The sequence below is a fragment of the Actinomyces oris genome (assembly GCF_001929375.1).
GTDB classification, from domain to species: Bacteria; Actinomycetota; Actinomycetes; order Actinomycetales; family Actinomycetaceae; genus Actinomyces; species Actinomyces oris_B.
Genome location: NZ_MSGO01000036.1, coordinates 1 through 16,154, shown reverse-complemented (window position 1 = coordinate 16,154; position 16,154 = coordinate 1). Strand labels below are relative to the sequence as shown.

General features: G+C 68.3%; 11 protein-coding genes and 1 pseudogene. 9 read left to right on the top strand and 3 right to left on the bottom strand.

Translation table 11 applies throughout. The features are described from left to right. The first annotated feature begins 36 nt into the window (after positions 1-36). Entirely contained in the window at positions 37-1,452 is a 1,416-nt protein-coding gene (locus BKH32_RS08035) for an annexin A7 (RefSeq protein ID WP_075249453.1), read from the top strand. 193 nt (positions 1,453-1,645) lie between these two features. Here the strand turns inward: BKH32_RS08035 and eccCa are convergent, their stop codons facing one another. Next, on the bottom strand, positions 1,646-5,722 hold the full coding sequence (gene eccCa, locus BKH32_RS08030; protein WP_075249599.1) for a type VII secretion protein EccCa: 4,077 nt from the start codon (positions 5,720-5,722) through the stop codon (positions 1,646-1,648). A 175-nt stretch (positions 5,723-5,897) separates the two neighbouring features. Here eccCa and BKH32_RS08025 point away from each other — a divergent pair, with 175 nt between their 5' ends. After that, a complete protein-coding gene (locus tag BKH32_RS08025) occupies positions 5,898-7,256 on the top strand; it encodes a hypothetical protein (protein ID WP_075249452.1) in 1,359 nt (452 codons plus the stop codon). A 5-nt stretch (positions 7,257-7,261) separates the two neighbouring features. Beyond that, positions 7,262-8,596 carry a hypothetical protein gene (locus BKH32_RS13600; RefSeq protein WP_143222772.1) on the top strand — a complete coding sequence of 445 codons (1,335 nt, stop codon included), beginning with the start codon at positions 7,262-7,264 and terminating at the stop codon, positions 8,594-8,596. Between the two features lie 98 nt (positions 8,597-8,694). Here the strand turns inward: BKH32_RS13600 and BKH32_RS08020 are convergent, their stop codons facing one another. Both BKH32_RS08020 and BKH32_RS08015 read right to left on the bottom strand, forming a co-directional pair. Next, positions 8,695-8,985 carry a WXG100 family type VII secretion target gene (locus BKH32_RS08020; protein ID WP_075249451.1) on the bottom strand — a complete coding sequence of 97 codons (291 nt, stop codon included), beginning with the start codon at positions 8,983-8,985 and terminating at the stop codon, positions 8,695-8,697. Between the two features lie 46 nt (positions 8,986-9,031). After that, the gene (locus BKH32_RS08015; protein WP_075249450.1) at positions 9,032-9,364 is read right to left on the bottom strand and encodes a WXG100 family type VII secretion target; all 333 of its coding nucleotides are present in this window, start codon (positions 9,362-9,364) and stop codon (positions 9,032-9,034) included. A 306-nt stretch (positions 9,365-9,670) separates the two neighbouring features. On the opposite strand from BKH32_RS08015, the gene BKH32_RS08010 reads away from it, so the two are divergent. The 6 genes and pseudogenes from BKH32_RS08010 to BKH32_RS14445 all read left to right on the top strand — a co-directional run. After that, positions 9,671-11,011, top strand: coding sequence for an EsaB/YukD family protein (locus BKH32_RS08010; protein WP_081376749.1), 1,341 nt, complete (start codon positions 9,671-9,673; stop codon positions 11,009-11,011). Then, positions 11,011-12,336: a type VII secretion protein EccB gene (eccB, locus tag BKH32_RS08005; RefSeq protein WP_075249449.1), complete on the top strand. Its 1,326-nt coding sequence runs from the start codon at positions 11,011-11,013 to the stop codon at positions 12,334-12,336. Before BKH32_RS08010 ends, eccB begins: the two co-directional genes overlap by 1 nt. Then, positions 12,333-13,817, top strand: a complete 1,485-nt coding sequence (locus tag BKH32_RS08000; protein WP_075249448.1) for a S8 family serine peptidase — start codon at positions 12,333-12,335, stop codon at positions 13,815-13,817. Before eccB ends, BKH32_RS08000 begins: the two co-directional genes overlap by 4 nt. Positions 13,818-14,026: 209 nt before the next feature. Then, the gene (locus tag BKH32_RS07995) at positions 14,027-14,485 is read left to right on the top strand and encodes a YbaB/EbfC family nucleoid-associated protein (protein ID WP_075249447.1); all 459 of its coding nucleotides are present in this window, start codon (positions 14,027-14,029) and stop codon (positions 14,483-14,485) included. Positions 14,486-14,593: 108 nt separating this feature from the next. Then, on the top strand, positions 14,594-14,899 hold the full coding sequence (locus tag BKH32_RS07990; RefSeq protein WP_075249446.1) for a type VII secretion target: 306 nt from the start codon (positions 14,594-14,596) through the stop codon (positions 14,897-14,899). A gap of 6 nt (positions 14,900-14,905) precedes the next feature. Further along, a pseudogene (locus BKH32_RS14445) lies at positions 14,906-16,154 on the top strand (hypothetical protein); the annotation flags it as partial.

The following is a 16,154-nucleotide window of genomic DNA, read 5'->3' as shown; positions in this document are numbered from 1 at the left end:
TCTGGAACTGAGAGCCACGATCATCAGGACCTTGTCATGACTTACCCACCCGCCTATCCAGAGCCGCCACAGGGACACGGCGGCCCGCCGCACACGCCGCAGGCCGCCTACGGTTCGCCCCCGGTGAGCGCCCCGCAGGGCGGGGCGACCTACGGGCGGGCGCCGACGCCGGCCGGTCACGGCGCGTACACGCCCCCCGAGCAAAGCGCGATTCCGACACAGTCGGTGCTGCGATCCTCCCGGGCCTCCGCCTTCCTGGGCCGCCCCAATCCGCCTGCGCCCGCTCCCACCCTCACTCCGCAGTATCAGCCGTATCAGCAGCCGTACCAGCAAGGCGCGGGCTCGGGCACCGGGTTCGCGTACTTAAGCGGGGCGGTCACCGCACCGGGCTACTCCACCGCACCCCGAGTCCTGCAGCCGGGCTATGCGTCCCGGGGGGAGGCCTCACCTTGGTCCATCGACACAGCCCACCGCGTGCCGTGGCGTGGCGAGAAAGCGGCGGCGCTGGTCATGATGATCGTTGCCTGCGCCCTTGAGCTCGTCATCTACATTACTGTTCTCCTCAATCTGGAGCTGGGCAGCATGTGGATGAACTACATATTGGCCACGCTCCTGTTCGTGATCGCTACGCCAGTGATCTGGTGGCATTACTTCGGGTTGCGAAACCTGTTCCGCAACCAGCCGGTCACCGAAATGTTGGGGCTTGCACTATGGTTCGGCTACGGGGTCCTCATCATGCCCATCGACGGCATCAAAAGTAACCCGTACGACGGCGTGCAGGACGTCACCACGGCACTCCTGTTCATTGTCACCGCAGTAGGCGCCATTCTCACCGTGCGCCTCAATCAGCGCTTAAGGACTCCGCAACCATGGCCCACCACCCTGGCCGTGGGCGCCTGCCAGTTCGTGCTCATCAACAACGCCGCGCACATTTCACACTTCAGCATAACGGCCTACGCGTACATATCGGCGGGAAAGAGCCTCAGTCAGCACACGACCAGCGCCTGGTTCATATTCTCGGAATCAGGGGGAGCCGGCCTCCCCCTCGTGCCGGGACTACTCATTCTCACCGTCATCACCTCCCTGGCCGCCATCGGCGTATTTCTGGGAATGCGGCGCCCCTCCAGCAGATCCTTCCGAATCGTGTCCACAAGCGCCACCTCGCTCCTGACGCTCTATAACATCGTCGTCGTCCTCGTCTACGGATTACCTACCATTGGCGAGTACGCCTTTAATCGATCCAGCACAGAGACGGTGATGGCGATCATCATCGGTCATGGGGCCCTCCTCATCGGTTCGGCACTGGCCGCCGGGCGCAGATCCGCCGCCGCTCCCCCGGCCGGTGGCAGCCAGTCCCTCTACGGCGTCGCGAGCATCACCGGACCCCACGGCGTGCAGAGCCCCGTCAACCAGTATCACCAGCCCCAGTCGCTGTGGAGGGGCGGGTACTGAGACTCTTTCGGGCGGGGGCGGCACAGCAGTGGACTGCCGGCGCTTTTCGGGACACGGCTTCGAGGCATTCGGCTTGCCCCGGCAGGGTTCGACTTGCCCTGACGTGCCACGGGTTCGCCCCGTGCGGGCGCGCGACGCCTCGCCGCCCCGCGCCCGCATCCGGCAGGAGGAGCCGGCAGGCACGGTCTTCCATTCACATGGTCGGCGGGGTCCACGCGAGCTGAAGGGTGCGCACCCCATCACGGCTGATGAGCCGGGCCCGCCCAGCCGGCCCGGGCTGCGGCTTCTGTCGTCCCAGCAGCGGCCCCTCATCAGGGTTGCCGGGCAGCATGATGCCCGGCGTGGACAGATCGCCGAGTGTCTGCATGATCGGCTCGTACATGGCGCGCATCGTTCCACCGATGCGGCGCGTGAGCACGAGGTGGAGACCGATGTCCTGAGCCTGCGCCAGCAGGGGCTGCAGGGGCGCAAGCGGGTTGGAGGTATTCGTCGCCACCAGGTCGTAGTCGTCCACGAGGAGGTAGATCTCCGGGCCCCTCCACCACGAGCGGTTGCGCAGCTGCTCAGCCGTGACGTCGGGGCCGGGCAGACGCCCTTGAAGGTAGCCCGTGAGGTCATTGACCTCGGAGATGGCCATGTCACGCACTGAGAGGTAGGCGAGCAGGAACTCCTCGGGAATCTCCCCCAGCAGGTTGCGGCGCAGGTCGATGGCGAGGATCCGCACCTCGTCGGGCGTCTTGCCGCGAATCAGCTCGCGGGCCAGAGCGCGCAGGAAGGTGGTCTTCCCCTTCTTGGCGTCACCCAGCACGATGAGGTTGGGATCCTGCTGCATGGACAGCGTGACCGGCTCCAGGCGGGCCTCGTCGATACCGATGACGGGGCCGGCATCGGCGGGAACCATGGCCTGGAGCTCGGCCAGGTCGATCTGGGTCGGCAGCAGGCGCAGCTTGGGACCGGGTGCCCCCTTCCAGGCGCTGGCGAGCTGCTGGCAGGCGTGGTGAATCCCCTGCGCCAGGGTGGAGTCGTCGTGGTCGCCGTCAATGCGCGGCTGCGCCACGAGCATGTGGCGCGCCTGCCGATCCAGCCCGCGCCCCGGCCTGCCCTCGGGCACCTGGCGGGCGATCTTCCGGTTGATCTCTGAATCCGCGGGGTCACCCAGGCGCAGCTCGATCCGAGTTCCGATGGCGTCGCGAATCGACGCTCGCAGGTCCATCCATCGGTTGGAGGACAGGACGAAGTGCACACCGAGCGCCAGGGCTCGCGGAGCCAGGTTCTGCACCTCCATGGACACATCCTCGAAATCGGTCTTGAGGGTGGCCCAGCCGTCAATGACGAGGAAGACGTCTCCGTACCCGTCGTCGACGCGCCCCGCAGCCCGCTCCCGCCGATACGTCTGGATCGAGTCGATCCGGTTGGCCCGGAAGTAGCGTTCACGATCGTCGAGCAAGGAAGCGATCTCCGCCATGATCCGAGCCACGATGTCCGGCTCATCGCGCGTGGCCATTCCGGACAGATGGGGCAGATCCAGCATCGTCGAGAAGGTTCCGCCGCCCAGGTCGATGACATAGAACTGTGCCTCGGCCGGCGTGCGGGTGAGAGCCAAGGACATGACCAGCGAACGCATCGCCGTCGACTTCCCGGACAGGGGCCCGCCGATGACGGCGACGTGGCCACCGGCACCCGACAGGTCCACGGTGAGCGTCTCGCGACGCTGCTCCAGGGGGACATCCGTGACGCCCAGGGGCACCACGAGGTCGCCCCGCGCCCGCCACGACGGCGAGGTCAGGCCCAGGTTCTGGTCAACCACCAGATCGGAGATGAGCGCGTCAAAGGTCTCACTGACCTCAAGCGGCGGCAACCAGATCTGGTGAGCCGGGATGCCGTGGCCGGCCATCCGGTCCACGGCGATGTCCATGGTGGTGCTGTCGGCGTAGGCCGCGTCCTGCGGGAAGGCCTCGGGCTCGGGCGCAGCGGTTTCCTCGGCCTCGATGGTCACTTCCTCGTCGGGGATCTCCACCTCGACGTCCTGGGCGGTGAACGGCAGGATCTCGACGGCGCCTCGAGCCGTGTCGGCCGCCTTGGCGGCTCCCGGCAGCTGCAGCGCCCGCGAGGCGCGTCGGGCCGGGGGCTTGCCGGCGACGTAGGAGGCGCGGAAACGAGTCATCGTCTCGGTGTCGCTCTTGAGGTAGCCGCTTCCCGGCAGGGGAGGCAGGTGATAGGCGTCCGGGGATCCCAGAACCGTGCGGGACTCGCTGGCGGAGAAGGTGCGCAGACCGATGCGGTAGGACAGGTGCGAGTCGAGGCCGCGCAGGCGGCCCTCCTCCAGTCGCTGGGAGGACAGGAGCAGATGCATCTGCAGCGATCGTCCCAGTCGACCAATGGCCACGAAGGTGTCGATGAAGTCCGGCTTGGCGGACAGGAGCTCGGAGAACTCGTCCAGGATGATGAACAGCGCCGGAAGCGGGTCGCCTTGGTGCTTGCCCTTGACCCGATCCTGCTCGTAGTCCATGACGTTGGCGTAGTTTCCGGCGTCGTGGAGCATCTGCTGACGACGGTTCATCTCACCGCGCAGTGCCTCGGCCATACGGTCGACGAGTCCCAGCTCGCTCTCCAGGTTGGAGATCATCGCCGAGACGTGCGGGAGCTCGGACATTCCGGCGAAGGTCGCGCCGCCCTTGAAGTCGACCAGGACGAAGTTGAGCTGGTCCGGTCCGTGAGTGAGGGCCAGGGCCAGCACGAGCGTGCGCAGCACCTCCGACTTACCCGAACCGGTGGCGCCCACGAGCAGACCGTGGGGGCCCATGCCGTTCTCCGCCGACTCCTTGATGTCGAGCGCCACCGGCTCGCCCTCGGGCGTCACCGCGAAGGGCACGTTGAGGCGCTCGGCGCCGGTGCGCTTGACCCACTGGGTGTCGGGGTTGAAGTCCCTCACGTCTCCCAGGTGCAGGAGCCGCAGCAGGTCCTCGGCGCGTTCGGGGTCGGAGGTTCCCACCGGGGCCGAGGGGGTGACGTCCTCCCCGGCCGCCTGGTAGCGCGCCACCAGCCGACGGGCGACGGCCTCGGCACCATTGATGCTGATGGAGTCGGCCAGCGCCGGGCTGGGATCCTGTCCGGCGAGCTCGACGTTCATGGGGACCACTGTCTCGTCGAGAGTCCCGCTCAGGACGGTCTCGGACTGGCTGTCGGAGGGGCTGAGGACCAGGCGCAGGCGGTTGGGCAGGACCAGGGGCTGCTCCGCACGCTCGGAGACGCTGATGACGGTCACGCCCTGAAGCCCGCGCTCCGCCGTCAGCGGGGCGCTGGGTGGGAGTGTGCCGCCGTCGACCAGGACGATGATGTGGGGCAGCGGCGGCTCCCCCGCGGCCGAGGAGAAGGTGCCCCGCGCGCTGAGGTCCTCGGGCAGCTTGTCCGTGAGCTCGTCCAGGGAGTGCGCCATGAGCCGTGATGGCCCGACGGCGTCCGCCACGGAATCGGACCAGGCGTGGGGCGCCCACTTCACCCAGTCCCACTCGGCATCCGCCTCCTGAGAGGTGAGGACGACCAGCCTCACCAGGGCGGGTGAGGTCAGAGCCAGGATGTGCGCGAGCATGGCCCGCACCTGGGCGCGAGCCTCGCTCAGCGGGCCGACCACCTCGATGTGGGAGAAGGCGCTCAGCTCAATGCCGAAGGGGAGGGCGTCCACCTCGGTGTGGGTGGTGACGAAACGGTGCATCGCTGACAGGCACACCGGGTCCGGGGTGCTCAGGGGGCCGACCTCCTCGGCCTCGATGGTCGCCGCCAGCGGCTGGGAGGAGCGCCCCAGCCGAATGAGCAGGTGGTCCTGCCCTTGGCGCCGTTCCCACACCCTGGCCCCGTGCTGCACCAGGTAGGGAAGGGCCTCCGGCTCGGGCAGGTGGCTGACAGCGGTGCGGCGCTGGTTCTTGGCCGCCTCCCGGACCTCGGAGCGCACCTCTGAGATGTAGCCGAGGTACTCGCGGCGCTGGTTCGTGACGTTGTTACGGTGCTGACGGATCTGGCGGGTCACGTTGAGCACGACCATCGAGAGCATGGCCACGACCATCCCGCCACTCATGAACAGCATGCGCGGGTTGTTGTTATTGGAGATGGCCATGAACACCATGACGCCCATCGACCCGGTCAGCGGCAGCACCATCGTCAGCGAGCTGGTGGCGTCCTGCGGTGTGATGGCGTTGGGCGGGGCCTTGAGCTCGATCGTCTCGGTCGACGCTTCGGAAGTGTCGATGGTCACGTTCTGCTCCTCGGTGTTCATGAGGGTGGGGAGGGTGCACTGCACGTGGGATGACAGGTTCGACTTCGTGAGAAGTAACCGACCGAGGTGAAGCCCACCCAGCCGGGTGCTGACGTCATAGTATCGATAGAGTCACGCTTGTCCGCACCTCGGCAACCTTCTCTCCCCCCAACCCTCTCGGAGTACTGATCCTCGGATGAATGCGACCAGCACCCGCGTCACCCTCGTCCACGAGGGCGAACGGCTCGACATGGCGGCACGCACCGGAGTGTCCATTGGTGCGCTCGTGCCTCCGCCGAAGGCTCATCAGCCCAGCGGGTTCCTCATCACGACGGCCGACGGGACAGTGGTGGACGCCGAGGCAGCCGTGGGAACCGACGTCCTCGAGGGCACTGTTCTCATCACCACGCCGGTTCGGGCCGGCCTACGGAGCTATGAGACCACGGACGCCGACCTCGAGAGTGCTCTGCGCGCATCAGTCGGGGAGACCGCGGTCGTCCTGGTGGCAGTTCTCTGTTTCTTCTTAGGGGGGCTGCCGCCCCTGATCGGGCACGGCCGGCTCCTCCCGACCGCGTTGCAGATCGCGGGAGCCTGCCTTCTGATGGTTCTCCTGGTCGCTGCGGCCTTCAGGCCCGCCAGACAGCGATCAGCGGTGCGAGAGGCCTTGGGCGCGCTGACCGTCCCCCTGGCGGGGGGAGCGGCAGGCGCCCTTCTGGCCCCCGTCTCCAGCCCGGACTCTCGGTTACTGGTCGCGCTGCTCGCCATGTGGGGCACGGGAGCCGCGGCCCTGCTGCTGTGGATCGCCCGCAGGGGCGCCAGTGAAGCAGTTTCGGCGGGCGCCTGGCTCTTCCTGGCCGCCGTCGGGACGATCGTGCCGGCTACGGGGGTCTCGCGCGTTCCCGTCCTGGTGGTGCTCATGGCCCTGGGGGCCCTTGGCGGACTGCTGATCCCGGGCTTCGCCGTGCAAGTCCCCAATCAGCAGCTGCTGGATATGACTCAGCTGCGGGTCATGGGGCGTTCGGTGCGCCAACCCACGATGCCTCCTTCGCGGGAGGTGTCTCCTCGCTCCGTCTCGCAGTCCGTGGCTCAGACGACGGTGTCCTCGGTCGCGCTGGAGATCGCCTTCGGGAGCCTGGTGCTACTCAGCCTGCCGACGACGATCCAGACGGCGCTGGCCGACGGCGTGACGGCCTGGGGGGCTCGGGTCGAGATCGTGTGCGTCATGCTGCTTCTGCTTCTACGCCCGCGTACCGCTCACTCGCGGGTGCTGCGCCTCATGCCGAGGCTGGTCGTCGCCGTCGCGATCGTCCTGGTGCTGGTTCTGCTGTGGGTCGACGGCGGGGAGGGAGTCATCACCCGGCACTGGAGCCAAGCAGTCGCTTTCATCATTTTCCTCACAACAGCGGGCACTTTCGCGGTGGGGATGTTCCTCAGTACCGTTCGGTCGGCATGGTGGGGCCGACTCGGTGACATCTTCCAGACGCTCGCCGCCGTGGTGACCCTCCCCTCGGCCGTGATCGCAGCGGGACTGATCGACGTTATGAGGCAACTATGAGAATCATGCCGACCTCCGTCGCACGTGCGGCGAAGCGCGCGCGCACTCGCAGCGACTGGCGTCCTCTCACCACCGGGGAGGCGGTGGTCGCCGCCGTCGTCGACCTCCTCCTGCTGATCGTCGTCGTTCTCGTCCCGATGCTGGCGCTCAACGTCAAGGCACTGCCCTGGATCCTGCTCGCTCAGGTGATCGTGGCCCAGAGCCTGGTTCTTGCTCGTTTCGGGAGAACGGCCGGGTTGGCAACGGTGTCGGCCACGGTGGTGGTCCCGCAGCAGGGGGCCGCCCCGGGGATCGGGCGAGCCCTGGTGAGAGTTCTTCTGCCCCTCCTCCTCCCCTTCCAGATCAGCCCCCACAGGTCAGCGGGTCAGTCGGGCAAGGACCGGGAACGCCTTCTGGATCGTCTCACCAGGACCTTGACCGTGACACGGCGAGCGATGCCGGAGCAGGCGCAGCAAGGCCTGGCAGGGCGGACTCGCACCAAGCCGCGTCGCAGCAGGCGCGGCTCGAAGTCTGTTGCGACGCCGCCCGTGGCTCCCGAGGTGATGACCCGAGGACCCGTGCAAGGCGGGGGGCGGCAGCCCTCCGCCGGCCCCATGGCCACCGGCGCGCCCGTGTTTCAGCCCCCGGCGCCGCCTGTGCAAGAGCGCCCCGGTCTGGCCGGCCCGGCCTACACGGGTGCCTTCGCAGGCACCGGGGTCCCTGCGGCCCCCGCACCGGTTGCCGCCTCCGGCTCAGGTGCTGCTCGGTCGCGCTTCGCACCACCTGTGGTCTCTCCCGCGCCACCGCCTTCCACGGCTCACTCCCCGGTGGCGCCGACCCCGCCTCCGGCCTCCCTGCCCCCGTCTCCCGTCCCGGCGGCGCCCGGCTCCTCCCCGATCACTCCGTCAGTGTTCGCCGCCCCACCCGGCCCTCCGACGTCGTCGATGCCCGTCGGGGCCGCTCCGAGCGCTACGTCGGCGCCACCCAGCGCCCCGGCCCCTCAGGCTCCGGCTCCGGCGAGCCCCTCTCTGCCGCCGTCGCTGCCGCCTCGCATTCAGCCGGCTCGGCAGCAGACGGCATCCCCGCCACCCCCAGCGGTCGGTTCTGCTCCGTCTGCAGCCGGCGGGGTGTACGCCGCTGCCCGCGGGATCCGCAGCGGCACCCCGGATGCTCCTGGTGGACCGGTCGGCCCACAGCACGCTCAGCCCCCGGTGATACCGCCCTCGTCGGCCGCCTCCGCCGCTTCCTCCTCTTCGGGGCAGTACCCGCCGACGCCTTCGGCCTCTGGAGGACCGGTTTCCTCCGCCCCCGCCGGACCGCCCTCAGTGCAGCCCAGAGGTCGCCAACCGAAAGCGATGTGACAGCCGCGCGCTCCTCTCTCTTCTCTACAACACGACGGTGCCCTGAGCCTCGAAGGCTCAGGGCACCGAAAGACTGTCGGGGGTGACGACGGAGGGGATCAGGCGAAAGTGCCGGCCGCCTGCTGGTCAGTCGAGTTGTAGTTCTCGGAGGAGGTGTTCACGTGGGTGCCGAGCTGCTGAATCAGCTGCTGCTGGTCGGCGATGGCCGCGCGGCACTCGTTCATGGAAATGGTGTACTGCTGCTGCGCCTCACCACTCCAACCGCTCTGAGTGGGACGCAGTTCCGCGTCCATGGCGTCCAGGTCGGCCTGGGACTGGGCGGAGCCCTGAGACATCGCAGCAGCGAGCGTGTCCAGCGATCCGTAGTTAACAAGCATGTTGTCCGACATATTGTCTCCTGATAGGAAGAATTAAGGTGTGGTGCGTAGAGGAGGATCAGGCGGGGAGGTTGTGGTAGCCGCCGGCGTTGGCGCCGACGCGCTGGGCACCGGCTGCGGACTCCGCCTCAGTGCTCTGGTAGGCCTGGTCGGTGGTCTTCAGGGCTTCCGAGAGCTTGGCCAGCGCCTGGTCGATCCGACGGTTGTCCTCACCGTACTGCTGAACGACCTGGGCGACGGCGGTCGCGCCCTGCCCCTGCCAACCGGACTGGGACTCGGCGGCTGCGGCCTGAACCCGCTGGCCGATCGCGCTCTGCTCGGCGCGGTGCGTGTCCACGGTCTGGCTCGCCTTGGCAAGTACGCCACTCTCTGACTTCAGATTCTCAGCCATGAGGCTCCTTTTCTGAGGACTGCTCGCAACAGTCACTGTATGTGAACAGCATCAACCACGGACCTGCACTGAGGACCTCAAGCGTTCATATGCTGCTCTCTGGCCCGCCCAGACTAGCGCAAGACAACCGATCGCGGTATTAATTCACGTAATGTGATCGAGATCAGTGTGGTCAGCCTCGCCGCACCTGCCCGCTCCTCCCCCCTAGTCCTGACACCCGATTCGTGATCTACGATGGGGTGTCGCTCGGCTGCATCCGCAGCTGGTGATGACTCGCCCTCGTCCCGTTTCTCCAGGAGAATCGCCTTGCCTCCTCCCGCCTCGCGTGTTCGGCGCAGCTCCTCCCTCATGCCCGTCACCGTCGTCTACGAGCGCATCCCGGTGGACATCTCGCTACCGGTCGATCTGCCCCTGGTCGAGGTGGTTCCGGCCCTGGCGCAGAAGCTTGAAGGGCTGGGGGAGGAGGCCTCGGCTTACGGCATGTGCTTGACCACGCAGGCGGGTCGTGTTCTTGACGACTCCTTGTCACTGGCGGATCAGCGAGTCGGCGCGGGCGAGGTGCTGACGCTCGACCTGCGCAGCACGGAGGCGGAGCACCGCTACGACGATCTGACCGAAGCGGTTGCCGCCGCGGTGGAACGCCAGCAGGTCGCCTGGGACCCCAAGGACACGCTGACCCTGTCGGTGGGCGCCACGTGCCTGCTCTTCACCGCCGGAGGCGCCCTGCTCCTACGCCAGGGGCCCGGAGGCTGGGTGACCCCGGCGTGCGCGGCGGTGGCGGCGGTGCTGCTGATCCTGGCCGCGCTGGCCATCAGGCAGCTGAAGGAGAAGGGGGCCTGGGCACTGGTCATCACGGCGGCGGTGCTCGCCGGCGTGACCCTCCACACCGGGTTCCAGGGACCGCCGACCGGGCTGAGGATGGCGGCCGCGGGCGCCGTCGGCGCCTCGCTCCTGGGCGCCTGCATACCGTTGCTGGACCGCGATCGTCCGCTGCTCGCCGGCCCTCTGCTCGTGTGCGTGGCCATGATGGCCACGGGGCTGGGGACTCAGGCGCTCGGTTACCGGTTGGCACCGGTTCTCGCACTGGTCAGCGCGACCGCTGCCGGCATCTCGCTCCTGACCCCGTGGCTCGCGCTCGCCTCAGTCCCGGTGACCATCAGCCTGCCCGACCAACCAGAGGGGTATCACCGGGCCGAGGACGAGGGGCCGATCAAGGCGGCGCTGACATCTCGCATCCTGAACATGCACGGGCTGGTGCTGTCCGTGCGCATCGCCTGCTCGATGATCGTGCTGGCCTCGGTTCCGGCTCTCGCCTCGGTCGGATACGACGGCGTCGCCCTGGTCGCCGCCATCGCGGTCGCCGCGATGCTGAGCACTCGTGCGGTCCGTTCACGGGCGGATGTGACGGCCGGCGTCGTGGGCGGCATGCTCATCCTGGCGACGCTGGTGCTCGTGATCGTCCTCAAGCGGGCCGACGTCGTCATGCCCATGGTCGTGCTGGTCGGGGTCGTGGGCGTCGTGGTCCTTCTTCTCAATGTCCTCGGGCCCACGTACCGTCCGAGGCTGGCGCGCCTCACCGATGTCATCGAGATCCTGGTCCTGCTGTCCATCGCGCCCCTGGCCGCCCTGGTCATCGGAGTGCTGTGATGGCTTCCAACAAGGACATCCTCAGTGCGCAGCGATTCAACCGCCAGCGTCTTGTCATGGCCTTCAGTGCGGGGACACCGGGGGGCCGGGAGCTGGAGCCGCGCAATATGCTCCGACCGGTGATCGGCGGGATCGCGATCGCACTGGTCATCCTTCTGGTCTCACTGGTCATCGGCCGATTCACCTCCCCGCTGCCCAATGACTGGCAGAACAACACCCTCGTCGTCGTGAAGAACGAGGGGACGCGCTACGTGACCATCCGCGGACGCCTGCGCCCGGTCACCAACATCGCCAGCGCCCGCCTCCTGTCCGACCCGGGCTCCTTCAAGCAGACCACCGCCGGCGCTGACACGCTCAACGGTATCGAGAGGGGCTCGCAGGTGGGGATCGCCGATGCCCCGGAATCGCTGCCCGCCGCCAAGTCCTTGGTGCCCCGGGGATGGGCCGCCTGCTCCTCCACCGCGGGCGCGACCTCGACCTTCGTCGGCTCAGCGCCCTCGGGCATGGGCTCGGTGGGGCATGCGCTGGTGTCTGTGGGCAAGAGCCACTACCTCATCGCCAACGGCCACCGTTACCCGATTCCCTCCGAGAACCTGGACGCCGCCCTCCACGCCCTGAATCTGGACGCCGATCCCGTGGTCCCGGTCGACGCCACCTGGATCAACCTCTTTCCCCAGGGGAGCACGATCAAGCCCTTCTCCCTGTCGGACGCCGGCACCCCGGTGACTACCCTGTCCTCCTCGATCTCCAACCCCATCGCCGGCTCCCTGCTCGTGGTGTCCGACGGCTCGGGGTCTCAGCGCCACTACCTGGTGCGAGCCGACGGTCGGGTCGCCCGCCTCAACGAGGTCGAGCTCGCCATGTACAAGCTCGGTTCCCCCAACGTCACTGAGCAGCAGGTCAACGCCTCCGACATGAGCCAGGCCAGCACGACGACGTCGTCGGCCCCCTCCGACTGGCCCGACACGCTGGGCAAGGGCGTCACTGAGAACCAGAGCGCCTGCGCCGTCCTCCAGGTCAACGCCTCGGGTCAGATGACCTCGACGATCAGCGCGAGCAATCAGGTCGACAAGGGAGGCGTGACAGTCAAGGGAGGAACGGGCGCTCTGGTGCGAGCGACCTCCGGTGGCTCCGCCGGTCAGGTCTTCCTGCTCACGGACGCCGGTCGCGTCTGGGCGCTGGGAGGCACCACCGCTGACACGGTCAGGCAGCTCGGCTACACCATGAGCAACGTGTCCAACATTCCCTCCCCATGGATCTCCTTGTTCCCGGCCGGGCCGGAGCTGTCGAAGGCCGCCGTGTGGAAGGGCGTGCAGGACAAGTGAAGCGTTCCCCGCGCCGCCTGGCGGCGTGCGTTCCCGCGGTGATCCTGTTGGCCACGTCGCCCGTCATGGGGACGACGTCACTCGCCGGTTCCGCCGCGGTCACGGGCGTGAGCGGCGTCGCCGGCGGCGCGCTCCTGCCCCGGCTTCCCATGCCGAATCCCCAACCGGCCTCAACGCAGGAAGCCGCCCCCGCCCCGCAGGATGCGGCGGCCCCGGCGGCACCGGCGCCCTCGTCCGCACCGTCAGCCGCATCGGAGCAGACACCGACCACCGCCCCGCAGGTTCAGACCGGCCCTCCGCCGATCGATGCCGAGGTCGCCGACTGCCAGCGCGGGGAGGGGTCACTGCTGACGACCAGCCCGCCGGTGTTCAAGCAGATCGGCGTGGAGCAGGCCTGGGGCGTGACAGAGGGACAGGGCGTCGTCGTGGCCGTGGTCGACTCCGGCGTGGATGCGAACAACCCCCACCTTCAAGGAGCGATGGCTCCGGGGATCGATCTCCTGGGCCGGGGAGACGGCCAGGTCGACGACAGCGGCCACGGGACCGCGGTGGCGGGGATGATCGCCGCCCGCCAGGTGGAGGGCTCCGGCGTCGTCGGGATCGCCAAGAGCGCCACCATCATGCCGGTACGGGTGTACCAGGGGACCTCCGACGACCAGGTGAAGAAGGGCGTCGGCCCCACGCCGACGCGCACCGCCCAGGGGATTCAGTGGGCCGCTGACAACGGGGCCAAGGTGATCGTCGTCGGCCACATGCTGACTCAGGACGAGCCCGAGGTTCAGGCGGCGGTGAATCACGCGACTGAGGTCGGGGCACTCGTGGTGGCAGGAGCCGGCGCCGCGGAGAGCACGAAGCGCCCGAGCGGGGGTGCGACGGCCTCCACTCCACCACCCGCCACGGACGCGAACGGGGCCGAGGTGCGCTACCCGGCCGCCTACCCGAACGTCCTGGGGGTGACGAGCCTGGACGCCAGTGGCGGCGTCTCGAAGGACATGCTGCACGGCTCCCACGTCGACGTGGCGGTCCCCGCCCAGGCCGTTCCCACCACGTTCTTCGGGGAGGGGGACTGCCTGGTCTCCCAGAACCGCCCCTCCCCCGCCTTAGCGGCCGGGTACGCCGCGGGGGTTGCGGCGCTCGTGGTGGCCGCGCACCCGAAGGAGACGCCGGCGGACTGGAAGTACCGGTTGACGGCGACGGCGATCCGGCCGGAGCCGACCAAGTCCAGCCCGGCGACCGGCTGGGGGCTCATTGCTCCGTATGCGGCGTTGAACTTCGTCAACGACGGTACGGCGGTGGGGCCGGAGAACCCGCGTGGCGCCCACCCGGTGCCGACGCCGTCACCGAGCCTGTTGAAGCCGATCGTTCCCGACCCTGCGCCGTGGCGCCGGGCCCGGCTCGCGGGGGGCATCGGGGCCGCGGGACTGGTGGCGCTGTCCCTGGGTCTGGTGGCCAGCAGGATTCGAGGCCGGGAACAGCCCTGAGAGCGGGCGGCGGGTGGGCTTGCTGTCACTGGGCGGGGCCGTGACACCTCGCCATGAGCACCCCTATCGCGTTCGCAGGGCTTTGTTACCAACGGTTCGTAGCAGATCAGCGCCCGAGGTGTCGAGGAAGGCGGGGACTTGCCCCCTGTTATTTACCCGACAGTTTGGTGGGAGGCTCCCGCATCCGGTTTGCGGTTAGGGTGGGGCTCATGTCTGATCGGTTGGTTGAGGAGCGTTTGTCTCGGATTGCTGAGCAGGTCGCTCAGGCGCAGCGCATTAGCGAGGCGACTGAGCGGGTGCGTGAGCAGGCCGACTCGCTGGAGGTTGAGGGCACGTCGAAGGGCGGCGAGGTCACGGTGGTCGTTGACGCCGCAGGGCGCGTGCGGGATGTGCGTTTCACGGCGGCGAGCCAGGTGCTCAGTCCGTCCCAGCTCTCCGCAGCGGTCATGGAGGCCATCGACACCGGCCGCCGCGATGCGGCGACCAGGATCCACGCGATCGTGGATCGTCATATCGGTGCGGACACGGGGCTGGGCCAGGCGATGCTGGAGGCCTACGAGCAGATGGCCGGCCCCAAGGTGGGGGCGACCCGGCGTGCCCAGCAGGCCGAGGAGAGCCGCAACAAGAGGCGCAGCGCGCCTCCCGGCCTCATCTTCCCCGGCATGTAGCCCCGGTGGCCTTCCGCCTGCTCAGGAGGATCTGGGCGGGCAGGGCGGTACTGACTGTTCTCAACGGGATCACATCAAGGACACGAGAGAGAGAAGAAAGGGCCTGTGATGGCGGATATTCGGGTTAATGGAGAGACTTTGCGTTCGGGGGCGAAGGATACGGATGCGGTGGCCGCCGGCGTGGCTCAGGCTCGGGATGCTTCCGGTGCGGCACTGGCGGATAACGCGTTCGGCCTCATGTGCTCACCGTTGTTCCTGCCGACCTACACGTTGGTGAAGACGGCGGCCGACGCCATGATGGTCTCGGCTGAGAAGGGGCTGCGCAACAGTGCCACCGCCCTGCGTGGCGCCGCCACCGCCCTGGAGGGCGCCGACTCCAACTCCGCCGCCGGTGCGCGCCGACTGGGAGCGTGATCGACGATGGGTAACGAGCTTGTCGCTGAGGTCAAAGAGTCGGAGACCGTTTGGACTGGTTCTCGCCTACTGGAGGATGGCGCCGACCTTAAGGAGGCGTTTGAGTCCAAGAGCTGGGTCGCCGGTGGTCTGGCGACGGCGGCCACAGTCGCTGACGCGGCTGCGGCGGTGATGGATCCTCTGGGTGAGGCGCTGTCCTCCGGGCTAGGTTGGGTCATTGAGCACCTGTCTCCCTTGAAGGACTGGCTCAATGAGCTTGCCGGCGATAGTGACGCGGTGGCTGCGGCTGCCTCGACGTGGACGAATATCGGCACCAAGCTGAACTCGTGCGCCACCAATCTGGATACGGTGTGCTCCAGTCGTCTGGCCGGTCAGGAGTCCTTGGCGGTGGCGACCTTCAAGACCCTGCAAGCCGGCTCCGCATCCCACCTGCGCATGACCAGCGAGCTGGCCGGCGCGATCTCCGGGGGACTGACGGTGGCCTCAATGATCGTGCGCATGGTGCACGACCTGGTCCGCGACGCGATCGCCGACGTCATCGGCAAGCTGATGTCAAAGGCAGCCATCACGGTCCTCACCGCAGGCGCAGCCGCCCCCTGGGCAGTGACCTCGATCACCACCGACGTGTCCTCTTGGGTCACCCGCCTGACCAAGGAAGTCACCGACGTGGTGACCTCCGCCAAGAACCTCAAGGGCCTGCTGAGCAAGGCCAGCCGCCTGTTCGACGACGTCGCTGCGGCCTTCACCCGTATCCCGGCCAAGGTCAGCAAGGCCGTCACCACGAAGGTGGAGGCCGCCAAGGACCTCGCGTCCTCCCTGAGGAACCCCCAGTACGCACTGGCCGGCCTACCAGGTTTCAACATGCGCCAGGCCGGCGACATGGGGAGAGCCAAACCCACCGTATACAGACCCAGCAAAGGTCCCACACCCCCCAAGACCCCACGCCCCAACCCCAACGAAGGCCGCTGGGGAGTAAAACTCGACGACGCCGCCAGCACCGCCAAGAGCACCAGCAAAGCGGCAGACACCGCCACCGACGGGGCCAAGAGCGCCAGCCATGCGGCCGAAGGGGCTAAGGGAGCCGGTCACGCAGCAGACGCTGCCACCGACGGAGCCAAGGGAGCTACCAGCGCCGCAGGCGCGGCGGCAACCAGCACAAAGCGTGCTGGTAATGCGGCGGACGCCGCCACCGACGGAGCCAAGAGCACCGGCCACGCAGCAGACGCCGCCACCGACGGAGCCAAGAGCACCGGCC

Coding starts and splice junctions, on each gene's coding strand:
- BKH32_RS08035 (WP_075249453.1), top strand. CDS start 37: ATGACTTACCCACCCGCCTATCCAGAGCCGCCACAGGGACACGGCGGC.
- eccCa (WP_075249599.1), bottom strand. CDS start 5,722: ATGAACACCGAGGAGCAGAACGTGACCATCGACACTTCCGAAGCGTCG.
- BKH32_RS08025 (WP_075249452.1), top strand. CDS start 5,898: ATGAATGCGACCAGCACCCGCGTCACCCTCGTCCACGAGGGCGAACGG.
- BKH32_RS13600 (WP_143222772.1), top strand. CDS start 7,262: ATGCCGACCTCCGTCGCACGTGCGGCGAAGCGCGCGCGCACTCGCAGC.
- BKH32_RS08020 (WP_075249451.1), bottom strand. CDS start 8,985: ATGTCGGACAACATGCTTGTTAACTACGGATCGCTGGACACGCTCGCT.
- BKH32_RS08015 (WP_075249450.1), bottom strand. CDS start 9,364: ATGGCTGAGAATCTGAAGTCAGAGAGTGGCGTACTTGCCAAGGCGAGC.
- eccB (WP_075249449.1), top strand. CDS start 11,011: ATGGCTTCCAACAAGGACATCCTCAGTGCGCAGCGATTCAACCGCCAG.
- BKH32_RS07995 (WP_075249447.1), top strand. CDS start 14,027: ATGTCTGATCGGTTGGTTGAGGAGCGTTTGTCTCGGATTGCTGAGCAG.
- BKH32_RS07990 (WP_075249446.1), top strand. CDS start 14,594: ATGGCGGATATTCGGGTTAATGGAGAGACTTTGCGTTCGGGGGCGAAG.